Genomic DNA, 21563 nt, shown 5'->3' with positions numbered 1-21563 from the left:
GCTCGCCTCTTACGCATCCTGGCTCGGCAATCGCTCGATCACGAGTGCAATGCCTTGTCCGCCGCCAATGCACATGGTCACAAGCCCGTAGCGGCCGCCAATACGCTCGAGCTCGTAAAGCGCCTTGATGGTGATGATGGCGCCGGTTGCCCCGACGGGATGCCCAAGTCCAATGCCGCTGCCATTGGGATTGACCTTCTCGGGCGGGAAATCGAGCAGTTTGGCGACCGCGCAAGCCTGCGCGGCAAAAGCCTCGTTCGCCTCGATCACGTCGATGTCGTCAAGCGATAGTCCGGCCCGCTTGAGGGCGATGGGCACGGCTTCGACGGGACCGAGCCCCATCACTTCGGGGGCAACACCGGCATGTCCCCAGCTTACAACCCTGGCGCGGGGTGTCAGGCCGTGTCTCTCGGCGGCGGCGGCGGAAGCCAGCACCAGAGCCGCGCCAGCGTCGTTGATGCCGCTGGCGTTGCCCGCCGTTACGGTCCCGCCATCCTTGCGGAAGATGGGCGTGAGTGCGCCGAGGCCTTCGCTGGAAACGTCGGTGCGCACATGCTCGTCGGCCTCGAACATAAAGGTGCCGCTACGGCCCTTGACCTCGACGGAAACGATCTGCTCGCGAAAACGGTCTTCCTGCTGTGCTCTTGCTGCCCGGCGATGGCTTTCGGCCGCCAGCGCGTCCTGCTCGGCCCGGGTGATGCCATGACGTTCGGCAACGTTCTCGGCAGTGACCCCCATGTGACCTGCACCGAACGGATCGCTCAGCGTCGCGTTCATCGCGTCGATCATCATTTCATCGCCCATCCTGCGCCCCCAGCGCAGGCCCTTGAGAACGTGTGGGGATTGGCTCATGCTCTCGACACCGCCAGCAACGGCGATGTCACACTCGGCCAATGCGATCATTTGGGCGGCGGAAATAATCGCCTGCACACTCGATCCGCAAAGGCGGTTCAGGGTGAGCGCCGGGGTCCGATCGGGAATCCCCGCCGCGATAGCGGCAATTCGCGAGACATATGCATCGCTGGGTTCGCTTTGAATGACCTGGCCAAGGACAACATGCTCGACATGGCCTGGTTCGATTCCGGCCCGCTTGATGGCTTCGGCAATGACGATGCGGCCAAGCTCCCACGGCGCGACGTCCTTAAGGCTGCCTCCAAAATCCCCGATAGCGGTGCGCACACCCGACAGGATCACGACGTCGTTCAAATTTCCTTCCTTTCGACAATATGTTCGCCCGAACCGCAGCAGGGTGCGCCGATCAGTGCGGCTGAGTTTTGGGCGCTTCGAGCAAGCTGACCGCGAGCGACTGGGCGCTGGCGAAGTCCGCGGCATAGAAAAGCTTGTCCGAACCAGCTTCCAGGTGAACGCGCGCAAGCATCGACTTCGGTTGCGGCTGCACGCCGGACAACACGACCGTTGCGCCGGCGACGCGCGCTTGTTCGATGAACTGTTCGAGCGCCTGGACGCCGCTTGCATCGAGCAGGGGAACGAGCCGCATGCGCAGGATGATGACTTTGGGCGACTGACCGACGCGGCGCAGCGTATCGAGCAGTTCGCCTGCTACGCCGAAGAAGAACGGGCCGGTGATCCGGAACACCTCGACACCCTCCGGCAACGCGTCGCGCTGGTGAACGTCTTCGGAATCGAGATCGATGTCCTGCCGGCCGCTGCTGTCGACCTCGACAGCCTCGCTCATGCGGGCCATGAAGAGGAGCGAGGCCAGAGTTACGCCGACGCCGATTGCGACGGTGAGATCCACCAGTACCGTCAGGCCGAATGTCAGTAGCAGCACGGCCCGGTCGCTGTTGGGCATGTGCAGCAAGGCAATGAACCGCTCATATTCACTCATGCCCCAGGCGACCATGAACAGGATCGCGGCAAGCGCGGCCATGGGTACGAATGCCATCAGGTCCGTGGCGAACAGGATGAACAGAAGAAGGAACACGGCATGCATGATTCCGGCAACCGGGGTTCTGGCCCCGGAGCGGATATTGGTGGCGGTACGCGCAATCGCGCCCGTCGCGGGTAGCCCACCGAACAGGGCGGATCCGATATTGGCGACGCCCTGGCCGATCAATTCCTGGTTGGAGCGATGCCGCGTTCCGGCCATGCCATCGGCGACGACGGCCGACAGCAGGGCTTCGATGCCGGCGAGAAATGCAATGGTGAATGCCGAAGGCATCACCGCATTGATCTTGGCGAAGGTGAATTCCGGCAGGGACGGCATCGGCAGGCCGGAAGGAATGTCCGGGAAGCGGGAGCCGATAGTGTCGACCGGGAGCTTGAGCAGAGCGACGGCGAGGGAACTTACCACGACCGCGATCAGGAACCCGGGCAGTCTGGGCGCGAGTTTGCGCAGCACGATGATGGTCGCAAGTGCTCCGACCCCGACGCCTAGAGTTGCCCAACTGGTGCTCGGCAGAGCGGCGAGATAGGACTGCCATTTGGGCAGGAACTCAGCCGGGACCTCGGTCATCGAGAGCCCGAGGAAGTCCTTCACCTGACTCGAGGCAATGATAACGGCGATCCCCGCGGTGAATCCGGTGACGACCGGATGGGGGATGAATTTGATCATCTGCCCGAGGCGAAACGCACCGGCGGCAATGAGGATGATGCCTGCCAGGAGCGTCGCGATCAGCAGCCCATCATAGCCGTGCTGGGCGATAACATTGAAAATGACGACGACAAAGGCGCCCGTGGGTCCGCCGACCTGGACCCGCGATCCGCCGAGCGCGGAAATCAGGAACCCCGCCACCACGGCCGTGACAAGCCCCTTGTCGGGAGAAGCGCCGCTGGCGATGCCCAGGGCCATGGCAAGAGGCAGCGCGACGATCGCGACCGTCAGGCCCGCTATGGCGTCGGCGCGGAAGGTCTGAGCGGTGTACCCTTCGCGCAAGGTCGTGATGAGCTTGGGCGTATAGGCTTTCGCGCTCACCTGACCGGTTCCTCCGCCTTGTCATAGAGAAGCGACTGCCCCTGGCCGCCGGACTTTCCCGCGGTCGTTTCGCGCAGACGCACACCGCGGCCCACGCCCGTGCTGGGCGCATTCTCGCCCAGCAGTTCGATGCCTGCGCCTTCCAGCGCGGTGATCACCTTGACCAGCGTGTCGACCACACCGCGCACTTGGCCATCGGATGATTCCATGCGCTGGATGGTCGGCAGGGAGAGGCCGGCCAGCGCGGCGAGCTGGCGTTGATCAAGTCCGAGGAGGGCGCGCGCGGCGCGCATTTGCTGCGACGTGATCATGTTGGCTCCATGATGTTTAATACATCAAATATCACTCTTAACAAATTAGGAGGGAGTTGTATATGTGCATTGTACCGGATAATCGATCACACGCGCTTTGTCGGGGTGAGGTATTTCCGCGTCTGAGAAAGCCGATGGTCTTGAGGGCTGCGACCTTCGAGCCTCCAGATCGGAGATGAGCAAATGATCGTGGAGAAAAAGCACCGCCGCAAAGGTGCAGGTCGACAGGCGCCGCCATCGGATGCCCCGGCGGCGGCGAGTCCGGTGTCGCAACCCGATCGTCTTCGGCGCCCGAAGCTCAGGCTGAAACTTCCCGTCGGAACAGGTTCGGGCGACGCCCGATCCGCCTGCTTCCTTCCAACCCGATCCGAAAGGCCACACAGCAAAATCACGCAGATCCCCGCAGCTTTGGACATCACGGTCAAATCCGGTGGGACGCTTCACGAAAATCTCGATACGCCCGAACTCGTCGAGATCGCCTTGCGGCGCGGTGAAGGCCGCCTGTCCGAGCATGGCGCCTTCGTGGTTGAAACCGGAAAACATACCGGCCGTTCGGCCCAGGACAAATTCATCGTCCGTGATGAGGTCACCAGGGATGATGTCTGGTGGGGGGCTTCCAACAAGCCGATGTCGGAAGAAGCCTTCGCCAATCTGCGCGAGGATTTCCTCAAGCATCTTGCCGCACTCGACGACGTCTTCGTCCAGGATCTGTTCGGCGGCTCGCAGCCGGAATTCCGTGTCGGAGTCCGGGTCGTCACGGAACTGGCCTGGCACTCGCATTTCGTGCGCACCATGCTGGTTAGGCCGACGGCGGATGAACTCACGCATTTCACGGCGGATTACACCATCATCGACTTGCCCGGCTTCCGCGCCGATCCCGAACGCCATGGCTGCCGGTCGGAAACCATCATCGCGATCGATTTCACCCACCGGCTGATCCTGATCGGCGGCACCGGCTATGCCGGCGAGATGAAGAAGGCGGTGTTCTCGGTGCTGAACTATGTGCTGCCGCAAAAGGGCGTCATGCCGATGCATTGTTCGGCGAACATCGGTCCCGATGGCGACACCGCGATCTTCTTCGGCCTCTCGGGCACCGGCAAGACCACTTTGTCCGCTGATGTTTCGCGCACGCTGATCGGCGACGACGAGCATGGCTGGTCGGACAGCGCCGTCTTCAATTTCGAAGGCGGCTGCTACGCCAAGATGATCCGTCTCTCGGCCGAGGCGGAGCCTGAAATCCATGCGACCACCCGCCGCTTCGGTACGATCCTCGAGAATGTCGTCATGGATCCGGAAACCCGCGCACTCGACCTCGACGACGCCTCGCTCGCCGAGAACAGCAGGGGCGCCTATCCGATCCACTTCATCCCCAATGCCTCCGCCGAGAACATGGGGCCGGTGCCGAAGAACATCATCATGCTGACGGCCGATGCCTTCGGCGTGCTCCCGCCCATCGCGAAGCTAACGCCCGAACAGGCGATGTATCATTTCCTGTCCGGCTACACAGCCAAGGTCGCGGGCACCGAACTCGGTGTCACCGAACCCGAAGCGACGTTCTCGACCTGCTTTGGCGCGCCGTTCATGCCGCGGCATCCCAGCGTCTACGGCAATCTGCTTCGCAAGCGTATCGCCGCGGGGAATGTCGATTGCTGGCTGGTCAACACCGGCTGGACCGGCGGCCAATATGGAACGGGATCGCGGATGCCGATCAAGGTGACGCGCGCACTGCTCAATGCTGCGCTTTCCGGGACTCTCGAAGGCGCACAGTTCCGCACCGATCCCAACTTCGGCTTCGTGGTCCCCGTTGCTGTAGAGGGTGTGGATTCGAGTATTCTCGACCCGCGTTCCACCTGGGCTGATGGGGCCGCCTATGACGGCACGGCGCGTTCCCTGGTCGACCGCTTCAAGCGCAACTTCACGCAGTTTGTCGCTCATGTCGACGAAAGCATCCGCGCGGCGGCCCCTCCCGGATGGTTCGATGCCTGACCTCATCCGGTTCCCCTTTGACAAGTTTCACGAAAAGCCAGAATCCATGCCCGCTCATGAACAGGGATCGGTAACCGGCAAGCTTGTCTTGCCGGTCACAGGTTGGGCCGCGATCCTGCGCGGGTTGCGCGGGCGATGCCCCCGGTGCGGCGAGGCGCGCCTGTTCATGCGGTTCCTGAAACCGATCCCTCATTGCCCGCAATGCGGCCAGGACTGGACGCATCAGCAAGCTGATGATTTCCCGGCCTATGTCTCGATCTTCGTGACGGGGCATCTGATGGCGCCGCTCATTATCGCCGTGACCAGTCGCGCGGAAATGTCCGTGCCGATGTTGATGGCGATCCTGCTTCCGTTGGCGTTGCTCCTGATGGTCGGGCTGCTTCAGCCCGCCAAGGGAGCCATCATTGCCTTGCAGTGGTGGTTCGGCATGCATGGGTTTCGCAGGGAACGCCCGGGAGCAATTCCGGACGACGCCGATACATGATCTTCAGCTTCGGCCGTGGCCAGTCTCGAGATTGACCAGGGTATGAGGCTGTCGGGCCGATGCGCGACTTCTCAAATTCAACTTTTTGCCGGAGAACTTTGTCTTGCCTCAGAGCAAAGTCCTGACGCGTTACGTGAACGCCATTTCAACGGGTCAGCTGCGCCCTGACGACGCCCAGCGGCAGGTCGCTCTGCGTTTCGGCAAGGCGGTTGCGGAATTGGAAGCACAGGCGCGCCGTCAGGGCCTCCTGTCGCGTTTCGTCAGGCGCAAACCCGATCCCGTGCGGGGAGTCTATCTCTGGGGAGGGGTCGGCCGCGGCAAATCGATGCTGATGGATCTCTTCTTCGACTGCGTCGAGATCGCCGGGAAACGGCGCGTCCACTTCCACGAGTTCATGCAGGAGGTGCATGACCGGCTACGCTCCGAACGCGCCAAGGAGACCGGCGATCCGATATTGCCGGTCGCCGATGCCATCGCGGCCGAAGCGCGGCTGATCGCCTTCGACGAAATGATCGTAACCAATTCGGCTGACGCGATGATCCTGTCGAGGCTGTTTACCCGGATCATCGGACATGGCGTTACCGTGGTCGCTACATCCAACCGGCCGCCTCAGGACCTCTACAAGAACGGCCTCAACCGCGAACATTTTCTGCCATTCATCGCGCTCCTCAAGGATCGGCTCGATGTGCTCACCCTGGATGGGCCGACTGACTATCGCATGCAGCGCCTTGGAGGGTTCCAGACCTGGCACGTGCCCAATGGCGATGCGGCGACGGAAGCCCTGAGCCGGGCGTTCTTCCGGTTGACCGATTTTCCGGTCGAGGACCGGGAGCATGTTCCCTCCGAAACACTGGCAATCAAGGGCGGACGAGAACTGTTCGTGCCCAAGTCGCTGAAAGGCGTGGCCGTCTTCTCATTCAAGCGGCTATGCGGCGAACCGCGCGGCATTCCCGATTATCTTGCATTGGCCTACCGCTATCACACCGTGATCCTGGTCGGGATCCCCGTTCTCGACGCAAACCGGAAATCGGAAGCGGCGCGATTCAAGACACTGATCGACGCCTTCTATGAAAATGGCGTCAAGCTGCTGGCTTCCGCCGATCGCGAACCCGACGCGCTGTATTGCGCGGCAGACGACGCCTTCGAGTTCGAGCGGACGATCTCGCGCCTCAACGAAATGGGATCGCAGGACTATCTCGCCCGCGGTCATGGAGTGAGCGACGAGGTCGCGCTCGCCGAGGTTCAGCGTCCATCGAGAACACAAAGGCTTATGGAATGATTCCGAAACCGGATCTCAAGCCGGCAGTCCGAAACAGCGATGTCTATCTGAACAGACGTGATGTGTGCCTCGCCGAGGCGAAGGAAATGTACGAGAAAGCGCAGCTGTTCGAGGAACGCCAAAGGCGCTGACGCCGACAGGTCATGCCTCGCGCCCTCTGTCGATGCCATCCACCGTCGATTACGGATCCCAAAAGCAGCCTGTGCCTGAGTGATCGCGATTGAGGGAGGCCGTCACGAACGGCGATCGCGTTCCCGCTCCAGGCATTGCCTGAAAGCTGGAAGGTGGCGCTCGCGCGAGGCGGCCTGCAGGTTTTCCATCACCTGGCGCGCCGCGGGGTCGTCGACCATCGGGATCAGCCGGTCGTAAAGCGCGATATTCTCGATCTCGCCCTGGACCGCGCTTTCGCAAGCCTGCGCGAGAGAAGCTGGTGCCGCCACTTTCCCCGTCCATGGATCGGGCGGTACGTCGATGCCCAGCCGGGCAAGCTGGCGCTCAAGTGCGGCGGCATGGCGCTGTTCGGCCTCTATGATGTTGGAAAAGGGCCGGACAGGGCCGAACTTTTCGATCACGGCGGCATAGGTCGCCTCCGCCTTCCGCTCGTCTTCGAGCGCATCGAGGAGGATGTTTGCCAGCTTTGACGTAGCCAAGGTCTCGTCCTTTCAATGGCGGCAGTTCGCTAACGGCCCCGGCCTCGCAGAGATTGCGCGGCCGGGGCCAGTCGTTGAGCGTGTCTTACTCTTCGAGCAGGGCGCGCAGCATCCATGCGGCCTGCTCATGCACGCCGATCCGTTGGGTGAGCAGGTCCGCGGTCGGCTCGTCGCTCGCCTTCTCGACCAGAGGGAACAGCGTGCGCGCCGTGCGGGCGGCCGCTTCATGCCCCTTGGCGAGGATGTCGACCATGTCGAGCGCCTTCGGCGGCACTTCCGGCGCGTCGGGCAGGGAACTGAGTTTGGCGAACTGCGCGTAGGAACCGGGTGCGGGCTGTCCGAGCGAGCGGATGCGTTCGGCGATCGGGTCGATCGCGTTCCACAACTCGGTATATTGCGTCATGAACATGGCATGGAGGCTGTTGAACATCGGCCCGGTCACGTTCCAGTGAAAGTTGTGCGAGGTCAGATAGAGAGTGTAGGTGTCCGCCAGGAGGCGGCTCAGGCCTTCGCAAATCGCAACCCGATCTTCCTCGCCGATTCCAATATTCACTTGTCTGGTCATGGTCTTCTCCTTGATCGAAACTCTACTTCAGATCGCGTAGTCCCGCGAGCAGGGCGGCCCGCGAGATTTCACCGACATGGAGCGCACGGATCACGCCTTTGCTGTCGACGAACAGCGTCGCGGGAAGCCCGGCCGAGCCGGTCGCGGCAGCTATGCGCAGGTCGCGGTCGAGATGGACGTGCGCCGCTTCAAGGCGCTTGCTGTCCAGCCACGCACGTACGTTGTCTGCATCCTCGCCCTGATTGACAAGCAGGATCGGCACGGCCGAGTGTGCCGCTTCTACGACCATCATCGGCATTTCACGCTGGCACGGCGGGCACCAGGTTGCCCAGAGATTGACGACGAACGGCTTGCCCCGGCGATCGTCGAGCAGGCTCGTTCCGCTGTCCAGCGACTGGAGAACGATTCCTTGCGGTAGAGGTCGCTGCGCCGAGGCAAGGGCCGCTGCCGTGGCGCCGGATGTGACCGCGACGCAGCCCGCGAAGACGAGTGTCAAAGGTGCTAGGGCGCGAGATCGCCGTAGTGACACGCCCAGCACGATTGCGGCAGTCACCAGACCGGGGAGCGGCGAGAAACCTCCTTGCCAGACATAGAGGATGGTTGCGGGTTCGATGGCGAAGGCATGCCAGTTCTGCGCCACAAAACCCGCGCGAGCTGCAACGAGGCCAGCGAGCAATGCCCGCCACGCGGCCGTATCGCAATCCACGCCGCGACGGCGGCCTATCCAGTTCGCCGCCGCCAGGAAGGCGATGATCCCGAGAATCGCGAACAGCCGTTCCAACGCGAGCGCGAGAGGGCCGATGGCAATCATGATCCGTCGCGGTCAGGCCGCAATGTCCTCATCGGGATCGGCGTGGAATTCATGCCACATGCCGTTGAGGATACCGAACCCGACGGCGAGGCCCACGCCCAGAATCCAACTGAAATACCACATGGAAAGTCGTCCTTTCAGTAATAGTCGGGGTTGGTGTCGACATCGCGCAGCGTGATGCGGCCGAACAGGACCTTGTAGACCCAGGCGGTGTAGAGCAGGATGATCGGCAGGAAGATCACCGTCACGGCCAGCATGATGAACAAAGTCACATGGCTGGACGAGGCGTTCCAGACCGTCAGGCTCGAGGCCGGGTCGATCGAACTGGGCAGGATGAACGGGAACATCGAGAGGCCCACGGTCGCGATGATGCCGATCGCGCCGATCGATGAGCCGCCAAAGGCCAGAACCTCGCGGCCCTTGCGGATGCCGATCCACGCCAGCAGCGGCCCCGCGAAGCCGAGGATCGGGGCGATCAGCATCCAGGGATGGGCGCCATAATTGTTGAGCCAGGCCCCCGGCGCCGCGACCGTTCCCGACAGCAGCGGATTGGACGGGCCGAGCGGATCGGCCGCATGGGTCAGGCGGAAGCCCATGCCCATTTTCGCGACCATGACCCCGCCCAGCGCGAACAGCAGGATCGACGCGACCGCCGCGACCTTGCCGAAGGCGCGCGCGCGGTCATGCACGACGCCGCGTTCGATCTTGATCGCAAGCCAGCTCGCGCCGTGCAGCACGATCATGGCGACCGAGAGCAGCCCGGCGACCAGCGAGAACGGATGGAACAGGCCGAGCAGGCTGCCCTCGTAGAAGGAGCGCAGATCGCTATCGAGCCGGAAGGGGATGCCGGTCAGGACATTGCCGACCGCGACGCCGAACACCAGCGCAGGCACGAACCCGCCGACGAACAGCGCCCAATCCCAGCGCGAGCGCCATGTGGCATCGGGCTTCTTCGAGCGGTATTTGAAGCCCACGGGCCGCAGGATGAGCGCGGCGAGGACGAGGAACATGGCCAGATAGAAGCCCGAGAAGCTGACCGCATAGACGAACGGCCAGGCCGCGAAGATCGCGCCGCCGCCGAGGATGAACCAGACCTGGTTGCCTTCCCAGGTCGCGCCGATCGAGTTGATGACGAGACGCCGTTCGGCGTCGGTCTTCGCGACGAAGGGCAGCAGCGCGGCGGTGCCGAGGTCGAAGCCGTCGGTGAGAGTGAAGCCGATCAGGAGGACGCCCATCAGCAGCCACCAGATCAGCCGGAGCGTTTCATAGTCGATGGGAGGTGCCATGACCTGTTCTCCTTATTCGGCAGGGATGGGCGCGTAGCCGCTGTGGGTTTCGGGGGATGGCGCCGGAGGCCGATGCTGGTCCGGTCCCTTGCGGATTGCCGCCAGCATCAGCCGCACTTCGATGACGGCGAGCGCGCCATAGATCACCGTGAACCCGATGATCGTCGTCCAGAGCTGCGCGACGGTCAGGCTCGAGGCGGCAAGGAACGTCGGCAGAACGCCATCGATCGCCCAGGGCTGGCGGCCGATCTCGGCCAGGATCCAGCCAAATTCGATGGCGATCCACGGCAGCGGGATGACCCAGACCGCCGCGCGCAGGAAGGTGCGGCAGAAGCGGCTGTCGCAGTTCAGCTTGCGGATCGAAGCCATCCAGAAGGCGGCGCCGAAGAAGGCGATGAAGAAGAAGCCGAGGCCGGCCATCACCCGGAACACCCAGAACATCACCGGGACATTGGGCACGGTCGACCATGCGGCCTTTTCGATGTCCTGGGGCGTGGCTTGCCGCGGATCGGCGACGAAGCGTTTCAGCAGCAGGGCATAGCCAAGATCGGCCTTGGCTTCCTCGAATGCCTCGCGCGCGACCATGTCCTTCTGGTCCACCTTCAGCTTTTCCACCGCATCATAGGCCTTGATGCCGTTCTCGATGCGGTCCTGCGCCCTGGCGACCAGTTCGAAGATGCCGGAGACTTCGCCCGTCAGGCTGCGCGTGGAGATGAGACCGAGCACATAGGGGATCTTGACCTCGAAATAGGTCTCGCGGTCGGCGACGCTGGGAAAGCCGACAACGGCAATGCCCGCGGGCGCGGGCTCAGTGTGCCACATGGCCTCGAGCGCGGCGAGCTTCATCTTCTGGTTATCGGTCAGCGCGTAGCCGCTTTCGTCGCCGAGCACGACGACCGACAGCGACGAGGCAAGGCCGAAGGCGGCGGCGACCGTGAAGCTGCGCCGCGCGACCGCGACCCACTTGCCCTTGAGCAGATACCAGGCCGAGACGCCCAGCACGAAAACGGAGGCGCAGACATAGCCCGCGCTCACCGTATGGACGAACTTCGCCTGCGCGACCGGATTGAACAGCACCGCCATGAAGTCGGAGACTTCCATCCGCATCGTTTCGGGATTGAAGCGCGATCCCACCGGATTCTGCATCCAGCCATTGGCGACGAGGATCCACAGCGCCGATAGGTTCGAGCCGAGAGCCACCATGAAGGTGGTGAGCAGATGCCCGACCCTGGACAGCTTGTCCCATCCGAAGAACATGAGGCCCACGAACGTCGCTTCGAGGAAGAAGGCCATCAGCCCTTCGATGGCGAGCGGCGCGCCGAAGATGTCGCCGACATAATGCGAATAGTAGGACCAGTTGGTGCCGAACTGGAATTCCATGGTAATGCCGGTAGCGACGCCCAGCACGAAGTTGATACCGAACAGCTTGCCCCAGAAGCGCGTGACGGTGCGCCAGATCTCACGGCCCGTCATCACATAGATGCTCTCCATGATGACGAGGATGAAGGAGAGGCCGAGCGTCAGGGGGACGAACAGGAAATGGTAGAGAGCCGTCAGGGCGAATTGGAGGCGTGAAAGCTCGATCACAGCCATGTCCATGGCAAGACTCCTTGCGTTCCGGCCCGGCTTCCATGGGTGTCCTGAGTCGGTTGAAAAGATTATGATTATTCGTTACTCGTAATTGAGTATATGAGCAACCCGTTAGATAGACAGGCTGCGGCCCTTTTCTGGATCGGCGACAGCGGCGCGGCGATCCTCATGGCGGCGGCGCTGGCCGGAGCCGTGGCATCAATGGAGCAAGGGGCGGGGCAGGGCCATCTTGCGCTTGCCGCGGGCGGACTGATAGCCGCCGCCCTGCTTCGCGCCGGGATGCAGATCGGTGCGACCAACGCCGGCGAAGCGGCTGCTATGCGCGTCAAGACGAACTGGCGCCAGCGGGTGTATCCAGGCATTCTCGTCGCCGCGCCGGGGGATCGCCGGATGCTGGGCGAGGCGGTCGCCGATGCCGTCGACCGGATCGAGGACCTGGGCGGCTTCCATGCCCGCTTCCTGCCGCTGCGCCGCGCCGCGGTCCTGTCCCCGCTCATAATCGCGATTGCTGCCGTATTTGGGAGCTGGGTCGCCGGCGTGATCATGCTCGCGACGCTGATTCCCTTTGCCATGGGCATGGCGCTCGCAGGAACGGCGGCCGCGCGGGCCGCCGCGCGCCAGCTCGATGCGCTGAGTCGCCTGTCGGGCCTGTTCGTCGACCGGGTGCGCGCGCTCCCGGTGATCGTCGCCTTCGCCGCGCAGGACCGTATCGGCCGCCACCTTGCCGACGCTACCCGCGAGGTCGCCGCGCGCACGATCGATGTGCTCAAGGTCGCCTTCGTGTCGAGCGCGATCATCGAGTTCTTCGCGGCGCTGTCGGTGGCGCTGGTCGCGCTCTATTGCGGCTTCAACCTGCTCGGCATCCTGCCCTTTCCGGCTCCCGAAAAGCTGACCCTGGGCCAAGCCCTGTTTGTTCTTGTCCTCGCGCCGGAATTCTATCTTCCCATGCGCCGCCTTGCCGCCGCCTATCACGACAAGCAGGTCGGGGAGGCTGCGGTGGAACGCCTTGAAGCGCTCGCGCCCGCTTCTCCGCCCGCGCCGAAACCCGCGATCGAAGGGCCGCCAGCGCTGCGCTTTGACGGCGTGGTGATCGACTATGGCGAGACGGCCATCGGTCCCTTCACGCTGGATATCCCGGCGGGCACCAGCCTTGCCCTGCGCGGAAGCACCGGGGTCGGCAAATCGAGCCTGCTCCATGCGCTGCTGGGGCTGGCCCCCATTGGTGGGGGACGGATTCTGGTTGACGGCCGGGATGCGGCCGAGGTTGCGCTTCCCGGCCATGTCGGCTGGGCGGGCCAGACGGTTGCGTTCGTCCCGGGCACGCTGGCCGACAATATCCGTCTTGCGCGTCCCGATGCCGACGATGCGGCAGTCGAAGCCGTGGCCCATCTGGCAGGCCTTGGGCCGATGATCGAAGCGCGCGGACAGGGATTGGCCTTGCCGCTCGATCATCGCGGGTCGGGCCTGTCCGGTGGGGAACGCCGGCGCGTCGGCATCGCGCGCGTGTTGCTCAAGGACGCGCCGCTCTGGCTGCTCGACGAACCGACCGCGGATCTCGACGCGGGATCGGCGGCCGACATCGCCGGGATACTGGCGTCCGCCGCAAAGGGCCGCACGGTCCTGATAGTGACGCACAGCGCCGAGCTGGCCGCGATCGCCACCAAAGAAATGGTGCTTTCATGAGCCGCGCGGATATGGACCTGCTGCTCGCTGAAGCTATCGGCCCCGAACGCCGCGCCTTCCGAATCGCGGGCTTGCTTGCCTCCGCTGCGACAATCGCCGCGGTCCTGCTGCTGGGCCTGTCTGGATGGTTCATCACCGGCGCGGCACTGGCCGGGCTGGGCGGCGTGTTGGCCGCGCAGGGTTTCAACTACCTGGTGCCGAGCGCGATGATCAGGCTGCTCGCGATCGTAAGGACGACGGCGCGTTACGGCGAACGGCTCTATGGCCACCGCGCGGCCTTGATGGCGCTCGCCGCGGTTCGCGCGCGCCTGTTCGACCGCATCCTGTCGGTGCGCGACGTGCGGGCCGTATCGGCGGGCGATGCCGTGACGCGGCTCGTGCAGGACATCGGCGCGCTGGAGGACAATCTGGTCCGTAAGCCGGCATTGCCCGCCGCGTTCGCCGGCGCTGCCATCGGCCTTGCCCTTGCGTGGCTGGCCAGCCCCTGGACGAGCCTTGCCTTGCTGGCGTTGCTTGCCGGTCTTGTCCTCTGGGCGCATCTGGCGACCCCCCGCCTGCTGGCGAGCGCCGCGACCGATATGGCGGAGGCGCTGGCGCGGCTCAAGGCGAGCATGGTGGACTATGCCGCCGCTTCGCCCGAAATCCTTGCCTACGATCTCGCTCCGGCGATCGGGCGAAGCCTCGCGGTCGAGACGGCCGAGTTGGACAGCGCGCGACCTCGGTTCGCGCGCGGCGAAGCGATCATCGATGCGGGCCTCGTGTTGGGTGGGGGCATCGCCATGGGCGCGATGCTGATCTTCTCCCATGCCTCCCTGCCGGTGACGGTCCTTGCCGTGCTGGCGGCGGCGGGCGCGATCGAAGCGCTTTCCGGCTATGTGCGCGGGGTGTCGCGCGGCGCGCTGGTCGCGGCCGCCCTCTCGCGATTGGAGGGCATGGCGGGTCAACCGTCTGCGCCTGTCCGAAAGGCGACGGCATCCATGGCGCCCGCGCGGACCATTGCCTTTGACCGGGACGGCATGAATATCCGGATCATGGCGGGCGAGCGCTTGGGGATTTCAGGCAAATCCGGCAGCGGCAAGACCAGCCTTCTGGAAACGCTCGCTGGTATTCGGCCCGCTGGCGAGCATTGCGGCATTGCTCTTGATGACCAGCTTCTTGCTTCCCTGCCGTCCGAGGACGTGCGAGCGGCATTCGCGCTCTCGCCCCAGGATGCCCAGCTCCTGTCGGGAACCATCCGCGACAATTTGCGTGTGGCGCGCCCCGGCCTCAGCGACGAACGGCTTTGGGCGGCGCTGGAAGTCGCCTGCCTCGCTGTCGATATTCGCGCGATGCCGCATGGGCTTGACCAATGGGTCGGCGACGGCGGAGCGCGGTTGTCGGGCGGCCAGCGCAAGCGGTTGTCGATCGCCCGCGCCTTGCTTGCCGGCAGGCCGTGGCTGCTGCTCGACGAGCCGAGCGAGGGGTTGGACATGGCGACGGAGGCGCGGCTTGCGGGCCACCTCGACGCGTGGCTTCGCGAGACAGGGACCGGAGTCGTGGTGGTGAGTCATCGACCGATTTTCTTGAGTCTCGTCGGCAAGGGTCGAACAATCAACTTGAAGGATCGCCGCTAATATAGGGATATCTGTAGCTGGCCTGGGGGCGGATCGATTTGGCGCGCGTAATCAAATCCATTCAATCCACGTCGCGCATAAGGAGGAGCCTATCTGCCGCGTTCATACTACCGTTCCCGATCGATTACCTTGCCGTGGAGTGATCATTTGATATCGCTTGATATGGAACTGCTTCGTTCGCTTGCTGCGGCGCTCGCGGTAGGCGTGCTGATCGGTATCGAGCGAGGCTGGCGGCAGCGCGAGGCAGCGGATGGCAGCCGGGTCAGCGGTTTGCGCACCTTTGGCCTGCTCGGTCTTGCCGGCGGCCTTGCCAGCCATATGCCCGAAAGCCTTGCGGCGGTAATCGGGCTGGCGGTCACTGCCAGCCTGGTTCTTGGATATCGCAGCGAACAAGCCCGCACGGCCAGCCTGTCCATCACCAATACGTTGGTCGGCATTATCACCTTCGCCTTGGGATATATGGCCGGGCAGGGCCTGGTGAGCGAGACGCTGGCCGTCGCGGCGGTAACCACCTTGATCCTGACGCTCAGGCAGCAATCCCACGCCATGCTCAAAGGGATGAGCCACAAGGAGGTCGAATCGATCGCCACGTTCGCGATCGTCGCGTTGGTCATCCTGCCGCTGCTGCCGGATGCGAGCTACGGCCCCTTTGAGGCCTGGAACCCGCGGCAAATCTGGATGGTCGTCGTCGTCGTGCTCGGACTCTCCTTCGCCGGCTATGTCGCCAGTCGTCGGCTCGGCGCGGACAAGGGGGTCATGATAACCGCTTTGTTCGGGGCATTGGTATCGTCCACGGCGGTCACTGTTGCCTATGCCCGGCGTTTGCGCGCCAATGATGGTCCGCAAGGCCCCTTGATTGCTGGTATTGCGCTCGCCTCGCTCGTGATGTTCGCGCGCGTCCAGATACTCTCTTTTACCCTCATCCCCTACGCCAGCACATCGCTCGCGCTTGCAATGGTTCCGGCTTTCGTCGTCGGCGGTCTGACAACCCTTCTGGCGCTACGCTCCAAGGTGGATGGTGATGGCGCCAGCGAGGTGAAGCTGGGCAATCCGCTGGATTTCGGGCCGGCGCTTCTGCTGGCGGGCGCGGTTGCGTTGATTGCTGTCCCGGCACGTTGGGCGCTCGCGCGGTTCGGCGATCAGGGCATTGTCGTTGTGCTTGGCCTTACGGGCATGTGGGATGTGGACGCAGCCGTACTCACGCTCGCGGGGCTGCCTGAGGATATGCTGAAACCCGACACGGCCGGACTGGTGCTTGCGGTGCCCGTGCTCGCCAACACGATGTGGAAGGCTGTACTCACGCTGGTACTGGCAGGGCCATCAAAGCAAGGCTGGAAGGCGTCCGGCCCACTCTTCGCATCAGTTCTGGCATCTGCTGCCGGTATCGCCGCGCTCATGGTGTTTCGCTAGGAGCGATGAGCGGGCAGCTCGTGACTGGTTCGAAGCTGGTTCAGGTCCATTCCTGAGCGGGGATGCGCGCTTTCGTTGCTGGCCGTGAATTTGTGGCGACGCAGAGCCATGGCCGGCTATTGTCGTAAGGGCCGAACGCGCGGCATCCGGCCCTTGGGCAGATCAGGCGGCCTGCGACAGGGCTTCGGCGATCTGATCCTTGATCGCGAGGCGGCGCTTGCGAAGTTCGGTCTCGTGATCTTGCGAGGTCGGTTCGATATTGGTTTCAGCCACGTGGATTTCGTCATTCACGACATCATAATCGAGAAGAAGCTGCGCGAAGCGAGAGTCCGAAGCCTTCAAGGCGTGAATCTTGTCCATCTGACCGGGGAATTCCTCGCTCAGGGTGTGGGGGGTATTCGACATAATTACTCCTTTGATGAAACTATGATATATAGCGAATTCGCGGGTGGCCGCACCCGTTTATGTCTGGGGCTGGTCACTTTGTTTTCGCCGATCAGCTCGATCGGCTCTTACGATGCTCGCGATAGGCCTGATAGGAATGCAGAATCTCGGCCATGCGGGCGAGTGCCTCGCGCCGGCCCGACGCGCTCTCGATATTCTGCAGTTCTTTTTTCAGATGGGTCGAAAAATCCGCATAGTCATTCTGCCAATCGCGGCCGACAGCCTCCTGTAGTTCCGGCTTTCCGGTCTTCAGGCGCTTGGACGGGGCGCGTGACGGCAGTGAATAGGTTTCCCCGATCTTCGGCGTGACAATCGATGCCGCGGCATCGTCCGCCTGCATCAGGCGGCGGAACGTCTCGATCGAGCCCTCTTCGCCGTGTCCCAGGAACAGGCTGCCATCGATCGGCTTCCGCGCCCTTATCCAGCGCTGCAGATCCTTCTGGTCGGCATGCGCCGAATAAGTGTCGATCCGCCGGATCTGCGCGCGCACCGCGACGTCCTGCCCCCAGATGCGCACGCGGTTCGCGCCATCGAGGATTGTCCGGCCAAGGGTGCCTGCGGCCTGGAAACCGACGAACAGGATCGTCGATTCACGGCGGCCGAGATTGTACCGCAGATGGTGACGGATGCGTCCCGCTTCGCACATGCCGGATGCCGCCATGATGATGGCTCCGGACATGTCGTTGAGCCGCATCGATTCCATCGTGCTGGCAGTGTAGTGGAACGAGGGGTGACGGAAGATTTCACCCGAGCCCATGTCTTCGAGTTCCCCGGCATGTTTGGCGAACACCTCTGTCGCGCGGGTCGCAAGTGGCGAATCGATGAACACCTGCGGATGCGCCAGGCGTCCGGTGTTGATCAGGGTCGCGATATCGAGGAGCAATTCCTGGGTGCGTTCGAGCGCGAAAACGGGAATGACGAGGTTGCCGCCGCGCGTAAGCGCTGCATTGATCTCGGCTTCCAGCAAAGTCCGGCGCTGCTCGATCGTCACGTCCTCGCGGACGCGGTCGCCATAGGTGCTCTCGCAGAACACATGATCGAGTCCTGCCGGACCCTCGGGATCGGCATGAAAGGCCTTGTGGTCTGGACCCAGGTCGCCGGAGAAGAGCAAGTGCACGCCACCGACCTCGATCTCCACGGATGTGGAACCCAGGATATGGCCCGCATTCCACAAGCGCGCCCGAAAACCGGCGGCAGGTGCGAACCAGTCGTGCAGCGCTACTGTCTCGACCTGTTCATAGGCCGCTTTGGAATCCGCTTCGGTATAGATCGGTTCGATCGGCTCCTCGTCCCGGCGATCCTGCCGTCGATTGCGGCGCTCCGCATCGCCCTCCTGAATTCGTCCGGCGTCGGGCAGCATGTAATACAGAAGGTCGCGGGTTTGCGGTGTCGCGAAGATCGGCCCGCGATACCCTTCCGCCGTGAGCCTGGGCAGCAGGCCGCTATGGTCGATATGCGCGTGCGTCAGGACAACGGCGTCGATCTTGCGCACGTCGAACGCGAAGGGGTCGCGATTGAGTGTTTCCAGCGTCCGGGATCCCTGGAACAAGCCGCAATCTATGAGGATCGTCTTTCCGCCATGGCGTAGTTCCATGCAGGAACCAGTGACTGTGCCGGCAGCGCCGTGGAAGGTTATGGTGGGTACGCTACTCATCGGTCCTCTCATTCTCTCGCCGGCGGTCCAATAGGCTGGTTATGCGCGGGTCGCAGGCCAATCATCTGTAAACTCGCCGATCTTCGTCTGTCCTTACGTATGGTTCCGAATTTGATCGGTGAAGCCCGGATCGATAGTGGCGCTGAGATTGATTCCATGGAGTTCTTGCAAGGACGTGGGCGACGTCCGCGAACTGGTTGAGCTCAAGCAGGGAAAATGGAGGACGATGCCGCCCTCGAAGGCCAGACCTCGCTTCTTGACCGCGAAATTGCTCCCATGAGCCGGGCGCTGGAGCGGATCAGGCGAGGCGCTTACGGCGAATGCTTGCAGTTATGGTATTCCACAAGCCTCGAAATGCTCTCTAACGTTGCAGCGATGATGTTCAGAACTTTCTTGGAAGACATCGTCCAGGACAATATCGTCACAAAATCTTGGCGAAGGTAGCGACCGATCCCTGGGGAAAAGGTCGCTTTGTTTTCGCGGCAGTGTCTCCTCTATTTATCGGAGTTCCCGCTAGAGCGCATAGCAATTTCGCTGTTCCCTCCATATTGGCCGATACGATGCTATAGAAAACGAGTTTCGCATCGCGGCGCGTCTGAACCAGTTCCGCCTTGCGCAAAATTGCGAGTTGTTGGGACAGGCCCGGTTGACCGATGCCGGTGAGGGCTTCGAGTTCGCCTACAGACTTCTCGCCATGTTCGAGGAGCGTCCGCAGGAGCTTCAGGCGGACGTCATGGGCGATCGCCTTGAGGACGCTGGCAGCCTCTTCAAGCTGCGTATCGGTGAAAGTCATCACTTGCCTGTCTTCCCATGCTTGTCGGGCTGCGTGCGGTGGAACCAGCAGCCATCGCCCGCCGCATCGAGCGCACCGTGCTGGTCCTGATAGGGCGGAAGAAGCACGTCATCGCCGGGATGCCAGCCTTCGGGGGTCACTATGTTGTCGTTGTCGACCCGTTGCAGCGCGGTCAGGACTCGAAGCAGCTCCTCCACCGATCGCCCGATGGTGGCTGGATAGCAGAGCTTGGCGCGGACAATGCCTTCGGGGTCGATGAAGAAGGTCGAGCGCAGCGTGGCCGCGTCGGGGGCGTTGTCCGCGAGCATTCCATAGGCGCGGCCGATCACCATCGAGGGATCTTCGACGATCGGGAAAGCGATGGTCACGCCGAAATGCTCGCGGATCGCCCTGATCCATCCGAGATGGGAATAGAGGCTGTCGACCGACACCGCGACCAGGTCGCAGCCGAGCGCCTTGAACCGATCGCTGGCGCGCGAGAGGGCGACGAATTCACTGGTGCAAACCGGCGTAAAATCGGCGGGATGAGAGAACAGCAGTACCCAGCGGCCGCGATGGCCGGACAGGGTCATGTCGCCCATCGTCGTGCGGGCGCGGAAATCAGGCGCGGGATCGCCGATCTGGATAGGGGAGCACACGGCATTGTCGTCTGCGTTCGAGTTCAACTTTCTCACTCCTGCAGAGAGGCAAGTCTTGAACCCTCTCCCTTACACGGTTACATCATGCGGGTAAACGATTAAGCGGTATTGGCGTTCCACAGGAGAGAAGCGCATGTCCGATGTCCCGCTGGTAGCCTGCCCGGTTTGCGCGAGCATCAACCGCGTTCCTGCAGCGAAGATCGGCGCGGCGCCAATTTGCGGGAAATGCGGAATGCCGCTTTTCCAGGGACAGCCGGTCGATGTCGACCAGGCGGCATTCGATCGGCATGTAGGTCGCGGAAGCCTGCCGGTTCTCGTCGATTTCTGGGCGAGTTGGTGCGGACCTTGCCGCGCCATGGCGCCGGCGTTCAAGGCGGCCGCTGCGGAGCTGGAGCCGCATGTCCGGCTCCTGAAGGTCGATACCGAAGCTGAGCAGGGTATTGCCGGGCGCTACCGCATTCAGTCGATTCCGACGCTGATCCTGTTCAGGGGTGGCCGCGAGGTCGCCCGACAGGCCGGGGCGATGGACCGTGCGCGACTCGTCGCCTGGACAAGGCAGGCGCTCGTCACCGCCTGATTCGGGGTGTGATGACCCCATACTTAGCATAAACGATGCTTTGACGTGTTCGCGCCTCTGGTCCCGTGCGCTGCGAATCCGGCCTAATTCGGCCGATTGCAGAAGTGATTGAAAAATCCGATCAAAGGAATTAGATTTATCGTGTTATCACGATTAATAGAAATGTGTATTCAATGTCTGTCACTCACTCAGTCATAGGAGACGATAAAATGACAGACCAGGTCACTCCCTCCATGCCGCGGATCAACGAACCGGCGCCTCCCTTCAAGGCCAAGACGACCCACGGCGAACGCTCGCTCGACGATTACAAGGGCAAGTGGCTCGTTCTCTTTTCCCACCCCGCCGACTTCACGCCGGTCTGCACGACCGAATTCATGGGCTTCGCCAAGGCCGCCGACCGCTTCAAGGCGCTCAACTGCGAGTTGCTGGGCCTCTCCATCGACTCGGTGCATTCGCACATCGCCTGGATGCGCAGCATCGAGGAGAAGTTCGGCGTCGAGATCCCGTTCCCGATTATCGACGATCTGTCGATGAACGTCGCCAAGGCCTTCGGCATGATCCATCCCGGTGCCTCGGACACCTCGGCCGTTCGCGCCACCTTCATCATCGACCCCGAAGGCATTGTCCGCGCGATGGTCTATTATCCGATGTCGAACGGCCGCTCGGTCGATGAATTCGTCCGCCTGCTCACCGCGCTCCAGACGTCCGACGCCAACAAGGTGGCGACGCCTGAAAACTGGCAGCCCGGCGAGCCGGTGATCGTGCCGCCGCCCGCGACGGCCGAAGCCGCCAGGGCCCGCAAGGACGAAGGCTACGACTACACCGATTGGTATTTCAGCAAGAAGACCCTCTGA

General features: G+C 63.0%; 23 protein-coding genes. 10 read left to right on the top strand and 13 right to left on the bottom strand.

The features are described 5' to 3' along the window. Positions 1–9: 9 nt before the first annotated feature. The 3 genes from bktB to K663_RS08670 are packed head-to-tail and all read right to left on the bottom strand — an operon-like array spanning position 10 to position 3246. Entirely contained in the window at positions 10–1206 is a 1197-nt protein-coding gene (gene bktB / locus K663_RS08680; RefSeq protein WP_030090341.1) for a beta-ketothiolase BktB, read from the bottom strand. Between the two features lie 52 nt (positions 1207–1258). Continuing rightward, positions 1259–2935, bottom strand: a complete 1677-nt coding sequence (locus tag K663_RS08675) for a SulP family inorganic anion transporter (RefSeq protein WP_037446394.1) — start codon at positions 2933–2935, stop codon at positions 1259–1261. Then, complete coding sequence (locus tag K663_RS08670) at positions 2932–3246, bottom strand: helix-turn-helix domain-containing protein (protein WP_030091389.1); 315 nt, start codon at positions 3244–3246, stop codon at positions 2932–2934. The genes K663_RS08675 and K663_RS08670 overlap by 4 nt, the downstream gene beginning before the upstream one ends. A 408-nt stretch (positions 3247–3654) precedes the next feature. Between K663_RS08670 and K663_RS08665 the strand changes: the two genes are divergently transcribed. The 4 genes from K663_RS08665 to K663_RS25075 all read left to right on the top strand — a co-directional run bounded on the left by K663_RS08665 (position 3655) and on the right by K663_RS25075 (position 7126). Further along, on the top strand, positions 3655–5232 hold the full coding sequence (locus K663_RS08665) for a phosphoenolpyruvate carboxykinase (protein WP_030091390.1): 1578 nt from the start codon (positions 3655–3657) through the stop codon (positions 5230–5232). Positions 5233–5278: 46 nt separating this feature from the next. Further along, positions 5279–5716: a DUF983 domain-containing protein gene (locus tag K663_RS08660; protein ID WP_051743820.1), complete on the top strand. Its 438-nt coding sequence runs from the start codon at positions 5279–5281 to the stop codon at positions 5714–5716. Positions 5717–5819: 103 nt separating this feature from the next. Then, positions 5820–6995 carry a cell division protein ZapE gene (gene zapE, locus K663_RS08655; RefSeq protein ID WP_051743818.1) on the top strand — a complete coding sequence of 392 codons (1176 nt, stop codon included), beginning with the start codon at positions 5820–5822 and terminating at the stop codon, positions 6993–6995. Beyond that, positions 6992–7126: a hypothetical protein gene (locus K663_RS25075; protein ID WP_255210268.1), complete on the top strand. Its 135-nt coding sequence runs from the start codon at positions 6992–6994 to the stop codon at positions 7124–7126. The genes zapE and K663_RS25075 overlap by 4 nt, the downstream gene beginning before the upstream one ends. A 102-nt stretch (positions 7127–7228) precedes the next feature. Here the strand turns inward: K663_RS25075 and K663_RS08650 are convergent, their stop codons facing one another. From K663_RS08650 to K663_RS08630, 6 genes are all read right to left on the bottom strand, one after another. Beyond that, positions 7229–7645, bottom strand: a complete 417-nt coding sequence (locus K663_RS08650) for a ferritin-like domain-containing protein (protein ID WP_030091393.1) — start codon at positions 7643–7645, stop codon at positions 7229–7231. Between the two features lie 85 nt (positions 7646–7730). Next, positions 7731–8210 carry a Dps family protein gene (locus tag K663_RS08645; protein ID WP_021246237.1) on the bottom strand — a complete coding sequence of 160 codons (480 nt, stop codon included), beginning with the start codon at positions 8208–8210 and terminating at the stop codon, positions 7731–7733. Between the two features lie 22 nt (positions 8211–8232). Continuing rightward, the gene (locus tag K663_RS08640; RefSeq protein WP_030091394.1) at positions 8233–9021 is read right to left on the bottom strand and encodes a TlpA disulfide reductase family protein; all 789 of its coding nucleotides are present in this window, start codon (positions 9019–9021) and stop codon (positions 8233–8235) included. A gap of 12 nt (positions 9022–9033) precedes the next feature. Further along, complete coding sequence (cydX, locus tag K663_RS22995; protein WP_030091395.1) at positions 9034–9144, bottom strand: cytochrome bd-I oxidase subunit CydX; 111 nt, start codon at positions 9142–9144, stop codon at positions 9034–9036. Positions 9145–9158: 14 nt separating this feature from the next. Next, positions 9159–10307, bottom strand: a complete 1149-nt coding sequence (gene cydB, locus K663_RS08635) for a cytochrome d ubiquinol oxidase subunit II (RefSeq protein WP_030091396.1) — start codon at positions 10305–10307, stop codon at positions 9159–9161. 12 nt (positions 10308–10319) lie between these two features. After that, on the bottom strand, positions 10320–11906 hold the full coding sequence (locus tag K663_RS08630; RefSeq protein WP_030091397.1) for a cytochrome ubiquinol oxidase subunit I: 1587 nt from the start codon (positions 11904–11906) through the stop codon (positions 10320–10322). Between the two features lie 90 nt (positions 11907–11996). Between K663_RS08630 and cydD the strand changes: the two genes are divergently transcribed. The 3 genes from cydD (at position 11997) to K663_RS08615 (ending at position 16603) form a co-directional block, all read left to right on the top strand. Beyond that, on the top strand, positions 11997–13580 hold the full coding sequence (gene cydD, locus K663_RS08625; RefSeq protein WP_030091398.1) for a thiol reductant ABC exporter subunit CydD: 1584 nt from the start codon (positions 11997–11999) through the stop codon (positions 13578–13580). After that, positions 13577–15193, top strand: coding sequence for an amino acid ABC transporter ATP-binding/permease protein (locus K663_RS08620; RefSeq protein WP_030091399.1), 1617 nt, complete (start codon positions 13577–13579; stop codon positions 15191–15193). The genes cydD and K663_RS08620 overlap by 4 nt, the downstream gene beginning before the upstream one ends. A 147-nt stretch (positions 15194–15340) precedes the next feature. Then, positions 15341–16603, top strand: coding sequence for an MgtC/SapB family protein (locus K663_RS08615; protein ID WP_210766563.1), 1263 nt, complete (start codon positions 15341–15343; stop codon positions 16601–16603). Between the two features lie 162 nt (positions 16604–16765). Here K663_RS08615 and K663_RS08610 read toward each other — a convergent pair whose 3' ends face one another. Continuing rightward, positions 16766–17008 (bottom strand): YdcH family protein, encoded by a 243-nt coding sequence (locus K663_RS08610; RefSeq protein ID WP_030091400.1) that lies wholly within the window; start codon positions 17006–17008, stop codon positions 16766–16768. Positions 17009–17099: 91 nt separating this feature from the next. Beyond that, entirely contained in the window at positions 17100–18701 is a 1602-nt protein-coding gene (locus tag K663_RS08605) for an MBL fold metallo-hydrolase (protein WP_030091401.1), read from the bottom strand. Between the two features lie 216 nt (positions 18702–18917). Here K663_RS08605 and K663_RS24620 point away from each other — a divergent pair, with 216 nt between their 5' ends. Further along, positions 18918–19145, top strand: a complete 228-nt coding sequence (locus tag K663_RS24620) for a hypothetical protein (protein WP_030091402.1) — start codon at positions 18918–18920, stop codon at positions 19143–19145. Here K663_RS24620 and K663_RS08595 read toward each other — a convergent pair. Together K663_RS08595 and K663_RS08590 are read right to left on the bottom strand one after the other, a co-directional pair. Next, entirely contained in the window at positions 19123–19497 is a 375-nt protein-coding gene (locus tag K663_RS08595) for an ArsR/SmtB family transcription factor (RefSeq protein ID WP_030091403.1), read from the bottom strand. The genes K663_RS24620 and K663_RS08595 overlap by 23 nt on opposite strands. Continuing rightward, positions 19494–20075: a peroxiredoxin gene (locus K663_RS08590; protein WP_407695339.1), complete on the bottom strand. Its 582-nt coding sequence runs from the start codon at positions 20073–20075 to the stop codon at positions 19494–19496. Before K663_RS08590 ends, K663_RS08595 begins: the two co-directional genes overlap by 4 nt. Positions 20076–20265: 190 nt before the next feature. Here K663_RS08590 and trxC point away from each other — a divergent pair, with 190 nt between their 5' ends. Next, positions 20266–20709 (top strand): thioredoxin TrxC, encoded by a 444-nt coding sequence (trxC, locus tag K663_RS08585; RefSeq protein ID WP_021246250.1) that lies wholly within the window; start codon positions 20266–20268, stop codon positions 20707–20709. A gap of 209 nt (positions 20710–20918) precedes the next feature. Further along, entirely contained in the window at positions 20919–21563 is a 645-nt protein-coding gene (locus K663_RS08580) for a peroxiredoxin (RefSeq protein WP_030091405.1), read from the top strand.

Source organism: Sphingobium sp. MI1205, from assembly GCF_001563285.1.
Taxonomy (GTDB): domain Bacteria; phylum Pseudomonadota; class Alphaproteobacteria; order Sphingomonadales; family Sphingomonadaceae; genus Sphingobium.
This window is presented reverse-complemented; position numbering and strand designations above follow the sequence as displayed.